Here is a 14,011-nt window from a genome sequence, read left to right as displayed (position 1 = left end):
CGTCGCGCGGCAGGCGATTCGACCGCTCGTCGCGGCAGATCGACCGTTCGTCGTCGTGCCGGTCGATTTGGGCTGGACACCGTCGGTGAATGTGACCAAGGTCACAGATCGCCCAACCCACTTCGACAGATCTCGGAGGTGACCCATGCCGTCCTCGTCCAAGGGCTCGTGGATCCTCGTCGGGGTCCTCCTGGTCGCGGCAGCAGCCCCGTCACTCGCGGTGCCGCTGTACGCGAAGGAGGACCCGACGCTCGCCGGATTCCCGTTCTACTTCTGGTTCCAGCTCGTCCTCATCCCCTGCTCGGTCCTGTTCACGACCGTCGCCTACTTCGTCGCCAAGGCCGCGTTCCGGCGTGACCGTGCCGCCGCCGGGCGCCCGTGGAAGGAGGGTGGCCAGTGAGCGCCGTAGCGGTCTCCGTCTTCGCCTTCCTCTTTCTGCTGGTCACGATCCTCGGCTTCTCCGCCGCGCGCTGGCGCCGGGCGAAGTCGATGGACAACCTCGACGAGTGGGGTCTGGGCGGCCGCGGGTTCGGTACGTTCGTGGCCTGGTTCCTCATCGGCGGCGACCTCTACACGGCCTACACCTTCATCGCGGTCCCCGCGACCCTGTTCGCCGGCGCCGCCGTCGGTTTCTTCGCGGTCCCTTACACGATCCTCGTCTACCCGATCATCTTCGCGTTCCTGCCGAAGCTGTGGTCGGTCTCGCACAAGCACGGGTACGTCACCCCGGCCGACTTCGTCACCGGCCGCTACGGGTCCAAGTCCCTCGGCCTCGCGGTCGCGCTCACCGGGCTGCTCGCCACGATGCCCTACATCGCCCTGCAGCTGGTCGGCATGGAGGTCGTGCTCGAGGTGATGGGCCTGCAGAGCGACTCCTCGAACTGGTTCATCCGTGACCTGCCGCTGTTCATCGCGTTCGCGGTGCTGGCTGCCTACACGTACTCCTCCGGGTTGCGGGCACCGGCACTGATCGCGTTCGTGAAGGACTCGCTGATCTACATCGTGATCATCGTGGCGATCATCTACATCCCGTCGCAGCTCGGTGGCTGGGGCAACATCTTCGAGACGGTGCAGACCAGCTTCGACACCTTCAACACCGAGAACGCGGACGCGATCGCCGCCGGCGACGCGGCGCCGAAGGCGCTCTTCCCGTCGCAGGCGGCCGGTCAGTGGGCCTACGCCTCGCTCGCCCTCGGTTCGGCGCTGGCGCTGTTCATGTACCCGCACTCGATCACCGGTGTCCTCTCCACGCGCAGCCGCAACGTGATCCGTCGCAACGCCTCGCTGCTGCCGGCGTACTCGTTCCTGCTGGGGCTCCTGGCGCTGCTCGGGTTCGTCGCCCTCGCGGCGGGGGTGATGGTCGGTGACCCGCCGAACCCGCAGCTCGCGATCCCGCAGCTCTTCGAGGATCAGTTCCCGGCGTGGTTCGCGGGCGTCGCGTACGCGGCGATCATCATCGGAGCCCTGGTGCCGGCGGCGATCATGTCGATCGCGGCCGCGAACCTGTGGACGCGCAACATCTACAAGGCCTACCTCAGGCCCGACGCGACCCCGCAGGACGAGGCCAAGCAGGCCAAGATCGTCTCCCTGATCGTGAAGTTCGGGGCGCTGCTCTTCGTGCTGGCGCTGTCGAAGTCGTACGCCATCAACCTGCAGCTGCTCGGTGGTGTCTGGATCCTGCAGACGCTGCCCGCGATCGTCGTCGGGCTCTACACCCGGTGGTTCCACCGCTGGGCGGTACTGGCCGGCTGGGCGGTCGGGATGGCGTACGGGACGTACGTCGCCTACGGCGTCTCCTCGCCCACGCAGGAGCACTTCGGTGGACCGTTGGCGCCGTTCCCCGGTACGGAGACGCCGATCTACATCGCCCTCACCGCATTCCTGCTGAACATCATCGTGGTCGTCGTCCTGACCCCGATCCTGAGGGCTCTCGACGTGCCTGACGGGGAGGACGCGACGGCGGCGTCGGACTACTCGGTCGACGCCGGTGACGAGGGTGTCGTCGACGAGCTGAGCTCGACCACGGAAGTGCGCTGAGCGATCCCGGGCAAAGTCCCGCAAACACGTCCCAGTGGCGTGTTTGCGGGACTTCTCTCATATTTCTGAAGTAACTGCAACGTTCATGCACGGAAGTACGTAACAAGTATCGAAAGGGTCTGATCCGGACCGATCTCGGGAGCGTCCATGTGGGGCAATGAGGCAGTGATGGCCTCGACGAGCAGTCGAGGCCGCGGTGTCAGCCGGGCCGTGCTGGCTCGCCACGCCCTGCCCGAGGCCGCGACCGAGCGTGATGATGAGCAACGGATCCATGCAGGCGATTGGGCGCCGGGGGGCGTCGTCTGTGTGGATCTACCACCGGGCGTGACAGTGGCAGATCCTCGGGACTGCCGATCCGTCCGGTCCGATGGGTGGAGCTACGAGCGCGACCAGGACTGCGCTCGCTCCGCCCGGCGGGACCCCGTCCGCGCCGCCGCGATCCCCGTGCGCTCGGGCGCCGGGTGTAGGCGCTGACGGGGTCCCGTATCCCCATGTCGTACAACTCAACTCAGGAGAACGCGATGAGCTCGAAGGTCCTCGGGGCACTTCGGAAGACTGTGGCGGCGACCCTCTTGGCCGGTGGTCTCGTGGCTGCCGGAGCCGGGGTCGCCTGCGCCGACTCGCAATCCGTCGGTCACGCTGACGGACGGGCCACGCCGATGGCCGCATCGAAGCCGATCAAGGCTCCGGATCAAGGTCCGGTCGGTCCGGTGACGGTCTCGGGAGAGCAGGCCGGGAGCGACGCAGCGGTGACGGTGACGACCGACGGGACGACGGTGGTGGTCAGCGGCCGTGCGCACCTCGAGTCTCCTGTCGACCAGGCCGGCGGAGGTGTCGTCCACCATGACAAGGACACCGGGCCGCTCCGTAGCGGGCGCGACGTCGGTCTCGGCACGGATCAGCTGGGGTTCGCCGGGGGAGTGACGGGCGACTCCTCGTCCGTCGATGCCGTCGGCACGGCGCGCGTCGGGGCGGAGAAGCACTACTACGTCCCGAACGGGTACTGAGCACCAGTTGTACTCAGTTGCGTCCATGAGACGCTCGGGGCCACCGGGAGATACCCGGTGGCCCCGTTCTGGTTTCACCGACCGGTGGTCGGTGTCTCCTGTTGGCGTGGATCTCGACCCGCTTCGCGGCTTCGCAGGCTCAGCCGCTGCGCTGGCGCCCTGCGGGCGCCTTACTCTCTCGCTCGGCGCGAACGGACGAGCAAGCTCGCCGATCGACCTCGCTCGGTCGTCACGCTCGATCCCTTCGCGTTCGGCCGGCGCAAGCGCCGTCCGAGCTCAGGCCTCCGTCTTGATCGCGGAGATGTCGAACTCGAGCTTGATCTTCTCGGAGACGAGCACGCCGCCGGTCTCGAGGGCGGCGTTGAAGGAGAGGCCCCAGTCGGTGCGGTTGATCGCGACGGCACCCTCGAAGCCGACGCGGGTGTTGCCGAACGGGTCCTTGGCGGAGCCGGTCTGCTCGAACGGGACGGTGACCGACTTGGTGTTGCCCTTGATGGTCAGGTCGCCGGTGATGTTCCAGGTCTCGCCGTCGAACTCGACCTCGGTCGACTCGAAGGTGATGTTGGGGTGGGCCTCGTTCTCGAAGAAGTCGCCCGAGAGCAGGTGGCCGTCGCGGTCGGCGTTGCCGGTGTCGACGGAGTCAGCCTTGATCGTGAGCGAGACCTTGGACTTGGCCGGCTCGGCGGTGTCGATCGTCGCGGTGCCCTCGAACTCCTTGAAGGAGCCGCGGACCGTGGTCACCATCGCGTGGCGGGCCGAGAAGCCCAGGCGGGTGTGGGCGACGTCGAGGGTGTAGTCACCCGAGATGTCGTCGATGGCGGCGGTCGGGGTGTCGAACTCGGTCGCGGCGGGGGCCGTGTCCTTCTTGCTGAAAATGCCCATGGCGGATGTGCTCCTGGAAGAATTGGTTGAAACTGCAAGCATCATAACGGGGGAATCTCTCCCAATGTTCCCGCTCTCGTGCGCGTTTCTGACGACGGCGGAAGATTGGTTGCAGTGACAACGCTATCCCTAAACGCGCGAGGCCCGCTCCCCTGTCGGGAGCGGGCCTCGGAAGCGTTGAGCGGTCGTCAGGCAGCGTGACGGGTGGTCGCGGGTGCACTGACTTCGACCCAGCGGGCCTCCATGTGCTTGCGGCCGCGGCGGTCGACGACAGGGAGCCAGCGAAGCTCGAGCTTGCCAGTCACTTTATTTCCGTTCATCAGACACCTCCTGTTCACCTTGTGTTCACCTAAGGTACCGCACCTCCACCGTGATGTCCAAGTAGTCCGCAAGATGGCCCGGCTTGCTCCACCTGGGGGCATCGGAATGCGCGATCGAGTGACCGCCTCCCCACTTGACGGCTAATCGCCAGTTTCTGCCCGAAATCGGGCAGAAACTTGATCGTTGTCGCCGAAGTGCCCCACAGTTGGTGGGGTGAGTGCCGAGCAACCCCTGATCGACCACCTGGTCGCGACCACCGGGCTCTCGTCCGCGGAGGCGGCGCGAGTGGTGGAGGACGTGGTGGCGTACTTCGACGAACCGGTCGAGACCTACGTACGCCGCCGGCATGCACAGCTGAAGACCTACGGCGCGAAGAACGACGCGATCTTCGCGCAGCTGGCCGAGGAACTTCGGGCGCGGGTCGTTGCCGCGCCGCGGCTGACCGAGCGGCAGCTGCGTCGGCTCATCTACGGATAGGACGGACAGGACACATGTGCGGAATCGTCGGCTACATCGGACCCCAGCAGGCCGCAGGCCTGCTCACCGAGGGGTTGGCGCGGCTCGAGCACCGCGGTTACGACTCGGCGGGCGTCGCGGTGCTGGGCAGCAGACTGCAGGTGGTGAAGAAGGCCGGGCGCGTACGCGACCTGGTCGATGCTCTCCCGAAGCGGTTCGCCGGCAAGGTCGGCATCGGGCACACCCGGTGGGCCACCCACGGCCCGGCCAACGACACCAACGCCCATCCGCACGTCTCCGCGGACGGTCGGGTGGCGGTCGTCCACAACGGGATCGTCGACAACGCCGCCTCGCTGCGGGAGCGCCTCACCGAGGCAGGAGTCGAGCTGGTCAGCGACACCGACACCGAGGTCTTCGCCCACCTCATCGAGTCCTCGGCCGCGGACACCTTGGAGGCCAAGGTCGTCGACGCGCTCTCCCAGGTGGAGGGCACCTGGGGGCTGGCCGTCGTGCACGCCGACTTCCCCGACCGGATGGTCGTGGCTCGCAACGGCTCGCCGCTGATCGTCGGTGTCGGCGACGGGGAGATGTACGTCGCCTCCGATCTGGCCGCGGTGGTGCGCCACACCACGACAGTGGCCCACCTGGACGACGGGGAGCTGGCGACCGTCACCGCGACCGGCTTCACGACCTTCCGCCAGGACCTCACGACGACCACCACCACAGCACGCGAGGTCGACGTGGACCCGTCGGCGTACGAGTACGGCGAGCTCGCCGACGAGCCGCGGATGTTCACCGAGATCCTCGAGCAGCCGTCCTCGGTCGAGCGCGCGCTCCGCGGGCGGCTCGACGAGCGGTTCGGCACCGCCCACCTCGGCGGGCTCAACCTCGATCCCCGCGAGCTGCGCGCGATCCGGCGGGTGAAGATCCTCGGCTGCGGCTCGGCCTACTACGTCGGACAGATGGGCGCGGGGCTGATCGAGGAGCTGGCCCGGATCCCCGCCGACGCCGAGGCGGCCTCGGAGTTCCGCTACCGCAACCCGATCATCGAGCCCGACACCCTCTACGTCGCCGTCTCCCAGTCCGGCGAGACCATCGACACCCTGCTCGCCGTCCAGGAGATCAAGCGCAAGGGCGGCCGGGTGCTGGGCGTCGTCAACGTGGTCGGCTCGGCGATCGCGCGGGCGGTCGACGGCGGCATCTACCTGCACGCCGGCCCGGAGATCGCGGTCGCCTCGACCAAGGCTCTGACCAACATGTACGTCGCGTTCTCGCTGCTGGCGCTCCAGCTCGGTCGGGTTCGCGACCTCTCCATCGCCGACGGTAAGCGGCTCATCGCCGGCCTGCAGGCACTGCCGTCCCAGATCGAGGAGATCCTCAAGAGCGAGTCCCACCTCGAGGAGGTCGCGTCGCGGCTGGCCGAGGCGGAGTCGATGTTCTTCGTCGGTCGCGTACGTGGCTACCCGGTCGCCCGCGAGGGCGCGCAGAAGCTGAAGGAGATCTCCTACCGGCACGCCGAGGCCTACCAGACCTCCGAGCTGAAGCACGGCCCGCTCGCGCTGATCTCGGAGTCCGTGCCGACGGTGGCGATCGTGCCTCAGGACGAGCTGACCGATCGCAACGTGGCCGCCTTGCACGAGATCAGCGCCCGCCGCGGACCGCTGGTCGTCGTCACCCATCCCGACGTCGACCTCGGCGAGCTCGACGCACTGCGGGTCGACGTACCGAAGAACGAGGTCGAGCTCGACCCGATCCTGCTGACCATCCCGCTCCAGCTGATCGCCTTCCATGCCGCCAAAGCCCTCGGTCACGACGTCGACAAGCCCCGCAATCTCGCAAAATCGGTAACCGTTGAGTAGCCAGGAGCGGTTCAATCGGCGCATGCGTCTGGCGGGTATCAATCTCCATCCGGTGAAGTCGACGGCGATCAGGCCGGTGCAGGAAGCGTACGTCGGCAGGGCCGGGCTCGTCGGGGACCGCGAGTGGATGGTCGTCGACGGTGAGGGGAGGCTCGTCTCGGCGCGGGAGGTCCGCGAGCTCTTCGCCGTCGTCGCCGACACCCCGGCGACGGGCGGGACCGCCGATCTGCGGCTGAGCGCGCCCGGGCACGAGGCGATCGAGCTGGCGCTCCCGAGCGAGGGCGTACGCGACGTCCAGATGTTCAACCGTCCGAAGATGCGTGTCCGCCCGGCCGGTCCGGAGGCCGACGCGTGGCTGCGCTGCGTCCTCGGCCGCGACGACCTGTCGCTGGTGTGGTGCCACGACCCGTTCCGGAGAGTGCTCGACTCCGGGGACGGGTTCACCGCCTCCGACCACGCCGCCTTCCAGGACGACTCTGCGGTCTCGCTGATCACCGACGCCTCGGTCGCCGCGATCGACGCCTGGAGCGAGGTGACGGTCACCGCGCAGCGGTTCCGGCCCAGTCTCCTGGTCGAGGGTGCCGAGGAGGCGTTCGCGGAGGACGGGTGGAAGGAGATCGGCATCGGACCGGTCCGGTTCCGGGTGGTCTCGGCGGTCCCGCGCTGCGTGATGACCACGATCGATCCGGTGACGCTGGAGAAGGGCAAGGACCCGCTGCGTACGCTCGCGGTCCATCGGAAGTGGGACGGCAAGGTCTGGGCGGCGGTGCACCTCGGCGTCGTCCATCCCGGTGAGATCGCGGTCGGCGACGAGGTCATCGTCTTCTGAGTGACGGGGACCACCGCGCCGAGGAATGTCGAGATCGTGCTATAAGGGCCTACCGTTGGATGGTGAGCACCGACGCTGATTCTGCCGTATCCACCACTCCCGCGACCGAGGAGCCGATCGTGGAGGCAGATCAGGGTCCGACCTTCGACTCACTCGGTCTGTCCGCGGGCGTCCTCGAGGCCGTGAAGGCCCTCGGCTACGAGACCCCGAGCGCCATCCAGGCCGCCACCATCCCCACCCTGCTCCAGGGCCGCGACGTCGTCGGCCTCGCGCAGACCGGCACCGGGAAGACCGCCGCGTTCGCGCTGCCGGTGCTCTCCAACCTCGACGTCTACCAGAACGCGCCGCAGGCGTTGGTGCTCGCCCCGACGCGTGAGCTCGCGCTGCAGGTGTGCGAGGCGTTCGAGCGCTACGCGTCCAACCTCGACGGCGTACGCATCCTGCCGGTCTACGGCGGCCAGGGCTACGGCCCGCAGCTGACCGCTCTGCGCCGCGGCGTCCACGTCGTCGTCGGCACGCCCGGCCGGATCATGGACCACCTGGAGAAGGGCACGCTGGACCTGTCCCAGCTGCGGTTCCTGGTGCTCGACGAGGCCGACGAGATGCTCAACATGGGCTTCGCGGAGGACGTCGAGACGATCCTCGCCGAGACCCCCGAGGACAAGCAGGTCGCGCTCTTCTCGGCGACCATGCCGGCCCAGATCCGCCGGTTGTCGAAGAAGTACCTGCGCGACGCTGAGGAGATCTCGGTCAAGGCGAAGACGCAGACCAACACCAACATCAGCCAGCGCTACCTGATGGTGTCCTACCCGCAGAAGGTCGACGCGCTCACCCGCATCCTCGAGGTCGAGAACTTCGAGGGCATGATCGTCTTCACGCGCACCAAGTCCGAGACCGAGTCGCTGGCCGAGAAGCTGCGCGCGCGTGGCTTCGCCGCGACCGCGATCAACGGCGACATCGCCCAGGCCCAGCGCGAGAAGACCGTCAACCAGCTCAAGGACGGCTCGCTCGACATCCTGGTCGCGACCGACGTCGCGGCCCGCGGTCTCGACGTCGAGCGGATCTCGCACGTCGTCAACTACGACCTGCCGACCGACGTCGAGGCCTACGTCCACCGCATCGGCCGCACCGGCCGTGCCGGCCGCACCGGTGACGCCATCTCGTTCGTCACCCCGCGCGAGCGGTGGCTGCTGCGCGCGATCGAGAAGCACACCAAGGCCCAGCCGGTGCAGATGCAGCTGCCCTCGGTCGACGAGGTCAACGCGACCCGCCTCTCCCGCTTCGACGACGGCATCACCGCCGCGCTCCAGGAGGGCGAGAAGATCGAGTTCTTCCGCGACGTGGTGCGCCACTACGTCGACGAGCACGACGTCCCCGAGGTCGACGTCGCCGCCGCTCTGGCGGCCGTCCTCCACGGCGAGGAGCCGCTGCTTCTCGAGCCGGAGCCCGAGAAGCCTGCCTACGAGGAGCGCCGGGGCCGTCGCGACCGCGACGACCGGGGCGGCGAGCGAGGCGGTGAGCGTCGGGAGACGTCGCGGTCGCGTGGCAACGGGCAGCCGCTGGCGACGTACAAGATCCAGGTGGGCAAGCGTCACCGCGTCGAGCCGCGCCAGATCGTCGGCGCCATCGCCAACGAGGGTGGCCTGCGCCGCGCCGACTTCGGCAACATCTCCATCCGCAACGACTTCTCGCTGGTCGAGCTCCCCGCCGACCTGGCCCCCGAGACCTGGAAGGCGCTCGAGTCGACCCGCATCTCCGGCAAGCTCATCGAGCTCTCCGAGGACTCCGGCGGCGGCCCCGTGCGTCGCTCGGGTGGTCGCTTCGACCGTAGCCAGGGGGGACCGCGTCGCGGTGCGCTCGACTCCGGCGACCGCCCCCGCAAGCCGCGGCAGAAGCGCAAGTTCGACTGACGTTGGATACCCGGTTAACCGGGTATCCCTGCACTTCTCAGGCAATGCAACGCCTGAGAAGTGCAGGCATTGCCTGAACACTGTGACGCAAGTGGCGTCAGGGACGCGCCGGCGAGCAAGCCCGAGCGTTGGCGGCACGCGTGTTTTCAGCAGGCGGCGAGGGTGCGCTGAGCTGAGAGGGCGACCAGCGCGAACGGCGCGGCCATGAAGGCGAGCGCACTGAGTGCCAGGATCACGGTGAGGCCGCCGGTCAGGACGAGCATGGTGAAACCGATGATCGGTACGACCATGGCGGTGGCCAGCGACCAGGATGCGGTGAGGCGGGCCGTACGTCGCCCCACCTGCAGCCAGCGCTGACCGATCGCGGTCACCGCCAGGGCGATGACCGCGCCGACGGCGCCTGCGGTGCCGACGTACCCGATGACGATGTCGAGCACGTGGAACAGGCCGCTGTCGGGGGCGGCCGAGTGGGCGCTCGCGCCGAGGTCGATCCCGCCGTCCCACAGGAACGCCTGCGGGATCATGACGAGGACGAGCAGGATGGCCGTACGCCGGGCGGCATCGATCGCGACGGTGTCGCGGAAGCCGGGAGCGACGTCGTCGACGGAACCGAAGTCGCGCAGCGCCAGAGCCTCGGCCTCGGCGGTGGTGTAGCCCGCCGCGGTGTAGGCGTCGGTCGCGTCCTCGAGATGGTCTCCGGCCTCACGCAGGAGGTCTCGCCGGGTCCAGCTCGGGCCGGGAATCGCGGCGCGCAGGTCCGCAAGGTAGACGTCGACGGCGCTCATGCGCCCATCTTCTGCCGCCGGCGGTGTCGGCCACATCAGGGAACTCCCTGAATGGATCGCCACCACTGTGGATTCGGCCCCCAGAATTGCCGACTCGGCCGACGTAAGTGCCGTCTCGGCGGGTCAGGCTTCGCCGAGTACGCCGGAGACGACCTTGGCGAAGGTGCGCCACTCCTGGCGGTGGGCGGCGAGGGCGTTGCGGCCGGCGGAGGAGAGTTCGTAGGTGCGGCGCTTGCGGCCGCCGACCTCGGACCAGGAGCTGTCGAGGTAGCCGGCCTTCTCCAGGCGACGTAGGGCCGGGTAGATCGTGCCGGTGGGGAGGTCGAGCTCGCCACCGCTGCGGGCGCTGAGGGCCTCGATGATCGCGTAGCCGTGAAGGGGCTGCTTCTCGACGACGGCCAGGATCAGCGAGTCGAGGTGGCCACGGAGGGCGTCGGCTTTCATGTAGACAGCCTACACAGTCCGTCGTACATTGTCTCCATACATGTTGTCTGTCTACAGGTAGCCAGGCAAACACCGACAAGGAGACATGATGACCATCCAGACGACCACGAGACCCGGTCCGCTGCGGCGGCTGGCGTCCTTCTCCCAACGCCACCACTGGACCGCGCTGCTGCTGTGGGTGGTGGTGCTCGTCGGCGTGACGGCCGCGGCGCAGAGCATCGGCGACGACTACCGCAACTCCTTCGACATCCCGGGCACGCAGTCGCAGGAGATGGCCGACCTGCAGGCGAAGCACGGCGGATCGGCCGGCGACGAGGTGCGCGCGGTCATTCACGACGAGCGCGGCTGGAACACCGACCAGCAGGCTGTCGACGACCTGCTCGCCGCGCTCGCCGACGTCCCGCACGTCGAGACCGTCGAGGCGGCCGACCCGCAGCGCGGGTCGGTGAGCGAGGACGGTACGACCGCGCTGGTCACCATCGTGATGGACGCCAAGCCCGGTGAGCTCCCGACCAGCGCCTACGAGCCGTTCCTCGAGATCGCGGACGAGGCCGCGACGGACGACCTCCAGATCGAGATGGCCGGCGACTCGATGCGGGAGGTGAACGAGAGCGAGGGCGGCAGCTCCGAGGGGATCGGCATGCTCGCCGCTCTGGTGATCATGCTGTTCATGTTCGGCTCGTTCCTGGCCGCGAGCCTGCCGCTGATCACCGCGATCTTCGCGGTCGGCACCACGTTCGGCGTGGTCACGCTGCTCTCCCACCTGACCACGATCCCGGACTACACCGCGCCGATGCTCATGATCGTGGGGCTCGGCGTCGGCATCGACTACGCGCTGCTGGTCTTCTCGCGCTACCGCAGTGAGCTGCTCCGCGGCGCCACCCGCGAGGACGCCACCTCGACCGCGATCGACACCGCCGGTCGCTCGGTCCTCTTCGCCGGAGTCAGTGTGATCCTGGCGCTCTGCGGCCTCTACGTGCTGCAGCTGACCTCGATCCAGGGTGTCGTGCTCGGCGTCGCGCTGACCGTCCTGATGACCATGATCGCCGCGGTCACCCTGCTCCCCTCCCTGCTGACGCTGTTCGGCAAGCGCCTGGAGAAGTCCGTACGCCGCCATGCCGCCCGGTCCCGTCGCGAGCCCGGTGAGCGCTGGCGTGCCTGGGCCTCAGGTGTCCAGCGGCACCCGTGGGCCGCGCTGCTCGTCTCGTTGGTCGCTCTCGGCGCGCTGGCGACTCCCGTCCTCGGCCTCCAGCTAGGTTTCGCCGACGCAGGCAACGACGACCCCTCCTCGACCACGCGGAAGGCGTACGACCTGGTCAGCGACAAGTTCGGTCCCGGTGCCAATGGTCCGCTGGTGGTCATGACCGAGGGCTCGCAGGGGCAGGCGGCCGCGGCGTACGAGAAGGTCCAGGGGTACGACGGTGTGGCCGCCGTGACGCCGCCGCAGCCGTCGGCCGACGGTGCGGTGTTCACCTCCATCGCCTTCCCGGAGACCGGCCCGCAGGACGCCGAGACCACCGAGCTGGTCAAGGACCTGCGCGAGGAGCTCGGTGACGACGTCCTCGTCGGCGGCTCGACCGCGGCGCTGATCGACTACTCCGACGCGGTCGGGAAGAAGCTGCCGCTCTTCATCGGGCTCGTGGTCGGTCTCTCCGCGCTGCTGCTGATGTGCGTCTTCCGCTCCGTCGCGGTGGCGATCAAGGCGGCCGTCCTCAACCTGATCTCGATCGGCGCCTCGATGGGGGCGATGACGTACGTCTTCCAGGAGGGGCTGCTCGGGGTCGAGCCCGGCCCGATCGAGGCGTTCCTGCCGGTGATGACGTTCGCGATCGTCTTCGGGCTCTCGATGGACTACGAGGTCTTCCTGATCTCGCGGATGCGCGAGGAGTGGCTGCGCAGCGGCGATGCGCAGGAGGCGGTCCGGGAAGGGCTGGCGCACACCGGTGGTGTCATCACCGCGGCCGGTGCGATCATGGTCGTGGTGTTCGGAGCCTTCTGGTTCAGTCCGGACCGGATGCTCCAGGAGATGGGCTTCGTGATGGCGGTTGCGGTGCTGCTCGACGCGGTCGTGGTGCGGTGCCTGGTGGTGCCCGCCGTGATGCGTATCCTCGGTGCCGGTGCGTGGTGGCTTCCGAGGTGGCTCGACCGGATCCTGCCGCGTCTCCAGAACGTCGAATGAACCCGGGTAAGCGGGTTCCGGACAGTTACTTGGACGTGAAACAAATTTCCTGCGGACGGACGTGAGGGCGCGTACAACCGAAGGGAAGGGCCGCACCCCCAGCGGTCCCCGGCTTTCGGGAGTTGCCATGAACGTGATCTTCCGCCTGTCCAAAGTCCGCCTCGCGGTCTCCCTCACCTCCATCGCCCTTCTCGGCGCCGGCCTCGCCGTCGCCCCCGGCTCCCCAGCCTCAGCGGCTGGGGAGCCGTACGTCGCGCTCGGCGACTCCTACTCCTCGGGAGTCGGCACGCGCAGCTACATCAACGACGGCAGCAACTGCATGCGGTCGACCCTGGCGTACCCGAGCCTGGTCGCCGCCGCGAAGAGCTACAGCCTCAACTTCCGCGCCTGCTCCGGCGCGGTCGTCGCCGACGTCACCAACAGCCAGCTCAGCGCGCTGTCCAGCTCGACCCGCTACGTGACCATCTCGGTCGGTGGCAACGACGCCGGCTTCGCCGACGTGATCACCGAGTGCGCGCTCCCGGCCTGGGCGAGCGACTGCGCAGGAGCGGTCGCGGGTGCGCAGAACTACATCCGCAACACGCTCCCGGGCAGCCTCGGAACCCTCTACTCGAGGATCCGATCGGCCGCGCCGAGCGCGAAGGTGGTGGTCGTGGGCTATCCGAAGCTGTTCATGGGCGAGGACTGCAACGCCTTCACCTGGTTCAGCCCGGAGGACGAAAGAATCCTGAACGACACCGCCGTGCTCCTGAACAACACGACCGCCTCGCGCGCGAGCGTCGCCGGGTTCACGTACGTCAACCCGATCAGCCGGTTCACCGGCCACGCGGTCTGCGACGACGTGGAGTGGATCAACGGGCTCTCCAACCCGATCGAGGAGTCCTACCACGCCAACGCGGCCGGCCACCGTGACGGCTACACGCCCCTGGTGAGCTCGCCGCTCACCGGAGCCACCCTCACCGCCGGCCCCGCGGTGCTCGCCGCTGCCGAGGCGACCGGTCCCGCACAGGCCGCCAAGCAGAGGAAGTACGCCGCGCTCGACCGCCACATCGAGCCGAAGGTGTTCCAGCCGCCGACGCGTGAGCGTCTGCAGAAGCTCGCCGACCAGCGCGGGGTCGACCTGGACGCCTGGCTGGCGACGCACTGATCGGACGGGTCGTGATGCCGAGCGTGGCCCATCGGCCACTCTCGGCTTCACAACCTCCGCGTTGGACGGGTGTAACCCAATCTTGGGGCCGAGGCTGATAGAACCGTTCCATGCGAGTCTCCCGGGGCATTGCGGCCCTTGCTGTCGCCTTACCG

12 protein-coding genes are annotated in these 14,011 nt (G+C 68.4%); 9 read left to right on the top strand and 3 right to left on the bottom strand.

Features of this window, described 5'->3' with window-relative positions; translation table 11 throughout:
* The first annotated feature begins 145 nt into the window (after positions 1–145).
* From OG984_RS19675 to OG984_RS19665, 3 genes are all read left to right on the top strand, one after another.
* A complete protein-coding gene (locus tag OG984_RS19675) occupies positions 146–400 on the top strand; it encodes a DUF3311 domain-containing protein (protein WP_328527888.1) in 255 nt (84 codons plus the stop codon).
* On the top strand, positions 397–2,037 hold the full coding sequence (gene mctP / locus OG984_RS19670; protein ID WP_328527887.1) for a monocarboxylate uptake permease MctP: 1,641 nt from the start codon (positions 397–399) through the stop codon (positions 2,035–2,037). The genes OG984_RS19675 and mctP overlap by 4 nt, the downstream gene beginning before the upstream one ends.
* 521 nt (positions 2,038–2,558) lie before the next feature.
* A complete protein-coding gene (locus OG984_RS19665; protein ID WP_328527886.1) occupies positions 2,559–3,044 on the top strand; it encodes a hypothetical protein in 486 nt (161 codons plus the stop codon).
* Between the two features lie 276 nt (positions 3,045–3,320).
* Here OG984_RS19665 and OG984_RS19660 read toward each other — a convergent pair whose 3' ends face one another.
* Positions 3,321–3,926 (bottom strand): YceI family protein, encoded by a 606-nt coding sequence (locus tag OG984_RS19660; RefSeq protein ID WP_328527885.1) that lies wholly within the window; start codon positions 3,924–3,926, stop codon positions 3,321–3,323.
* Positions 3,927–4,460: 534 nt separating this feature from the next.
* On the opposite strand from OG984_RS19660, the gene OG984_RS19655 reads away from it, so the two are divergent.
* Genes OG984_RS19655 through OG984_RS19640 form a run of 4 tightly spaced genes read left to right on the top strand, consistent with a single transcriptional unit; the run spans position 4,461 to position 9,301 of the window.
* The gene (locus OG984_RS19655) at positions 4,461–4,724 is read left to right on the top strand and encodes a hypothetical protein (protein WP_328527884.1); all 264 of its coding nucleotides are present in this window, start codon (positions 4,461–4,463) and stop codon (positions 4,722–4,724) included.
* Positions 4,725–4,738: 14 nt separating this feature from the next.
* A complete protein-coding gene (glmS, locus tag OG984_RS19650) occupies positions 4,739–6,562 on the top strand; it encodes a glutamine--fructose-6-phosphate transaminase (isomerizing) (RefSeq protein ID WP_328527883.1) in 1,824 nt (607 codons plus the stop codon).
* A 22-nt stretch (positions 6,563–6,584) separates the two neighbouring features.
* Positions 6,585–7,391 (top strand): MOSC domain-containing protein, encoded by an 807-nt coding sequence (locus OG984_RS19645; protein WP_328527882.1) that lies wholly within the window; start codon positions 6,585–6,587, stop codon positions 7,389–7,391.
* A gap of 59 nt (positions 7,392–7,450) precedes the next feature.
* Positions 7,451–9,301, top strand: a complete 1,851-nt coding sequence (locus OG984_RS19640; RefSeq protein WP_328527881.1) for a DEAD/DEAH box helicase — start codon at positions 7,451–7,453, stop codon at positions 9,299–9,301.
* A 146-nt stretch (positions 9,302–9,447) separates the two neighbouring features.
* On the opposite strand, the gene OG984_RS19635 is transcribed toward OG984_RS19640, so the two are convergent.
* Both OG984_RS19635 and OG984_RS19630 read right to left on the bottom strand, forming a co-directional pair.
* Entirely contained in the window at positions 9,448–10,086 is a 639-nt protein-coding gene (locus OG984_RS19635) for a permease prefix domain 1-containing protein (RefSeq protein WP_328527880.1), read from the bottom strand.
* 123 nt (positions 10,087–10,209) lie between these two features.
* Complete coding sequence (locus OG984_RS19630) at positions 10,210–10,530, bottom strand: PadR family transcriptional regulator (protein ID WP_008356007.1); 321 nt, start codon at positions 10,528–10,530, stop codon at positions 10,210–10,212.
* A gap of 88 nt (positions 10,531–10,618) precedes the next feature.
* Here OG984_RS19630 and OG984_RS19625 point away from each other — a divergent pair, with 88 nt between their 5' ends.
* Both OG984_RS19625 and OG984_RS19620 read left to right on the top strand, forming a co-directional pair.
* Positions 10,619–12,709: an MMPL family transporter gene (locus tag OG984_RS19625; protein ID WP_328527879.1), complete on the top strand. Its 2,091-nt coding sequence runs from the start codon at positions 10,619–10,621 to the stop codon at positions 12,707–12,709.
* A gap of 127 nt (positions 12,710–12,836) precedes the next feature.
* The gene (locus OG984_RS19620; RefSeq protein WP_328527878.1) at positions 12,837–13,856 is read left to right on the top strand and encodes an SGNH/GDSL hydrolase family protein; all 1,020 of its coding nucleotides are present in this window, start codon (positions 12,837–12,839) and stop codon (positions 13,854–13,856) included.
* Positions 13,857–14,011: the final 155 nt, after the last annotated feature.

It is taken from the genome of Nocardioides sp. NBC_00368 (assembly GCF_036090055.1).
In the GTDB taxonomy this organism is placed as follows: Bacteria; Actinomycetota; Actinomycetes; order Propionibacteriales; family Nocardioidaceae; genus Nocardioides.
This window is presented reverse-complemented; position numbering and strand designations above follow the sequence as displayed.

What these genes read in the sequence shown, in the direction of transcription:
- OG984_RS19675 (WP_328527888.1), top strand. Translation starts at nt 146, where the DNA reads ATGCCGTCCTCGTCCAAGGGCTCGTGGATCCTCGTCGGGGTCCTCCTG.
- OG984_RS19665 (WP_328527886.1), top strand. Translation starts at nt 2,559, where the DNA reads ATGAGCTCGAAGGTCCTCGGGGCACTTCGGAAGACTGTGGCGGCGACC.
- OG984_RS19660 (WP_328527885.1), bottom strand. Translation starts at nt 3,926, where the DNA reads ATGGGCATTTTCAGCAAGAAGGACACGGCCCCCGCCGCGACCGAGTTC.
- glmS (WP_328527883.1), top strand. Translation starts at nt 4,739, where the DNA reads ATGTGCGGAATCGTCGGCTACATCGGACCCCAGCAGGCCGCAGGCCTG.
- OG984_RS19645 (WP_328527882.1), top strand. Translation starts at nt 6,585, where the DNA reads ATGCGTCTGGCGGGTATCAATCTCCATCCGGTGAAGTCGACGGCGATC.
- OG984_RS19640 (WP_328527881.1), top strand. Translation starts at nt 7,451, where the DNA reads ATGGTGAGCACCGACGCTGATTCTGCCGTATCCACCACTCCCGCGACC.
- OG984_RS19635 (WP_328527880.1), bottom strand. Translation starts at nt 10,086, where the DNA reads ATGAGCGCCGTCGACGTCTACCTTGCGGACCTGCGCGCCGCGATTCCC.
- OG984_RS19630 (WP_008356007.1), bottom strand. Translation starts at nt 10,530, where the DNA reads ATGAAAGCCGACGCCCTCCGTGGCCACCTCGACTCGCTGATCCTGGCC.
- OG984_RS19625 (WP_328527879.1), top strand. Translation starts at nt 10,619, where the DNA reads ATGACCATCCAGACGACCACGAGACCCGGTCCGCTGCGGCGGCTGGCG.
- OG984_RS19620 (WP_328527878.1), top strand. Translation starts at nt 12,837, where the DNA reads ATGAACGTGATCTTCCGCCTGTCCAAAGTCCGCCTCGCGGTCTCCCTC.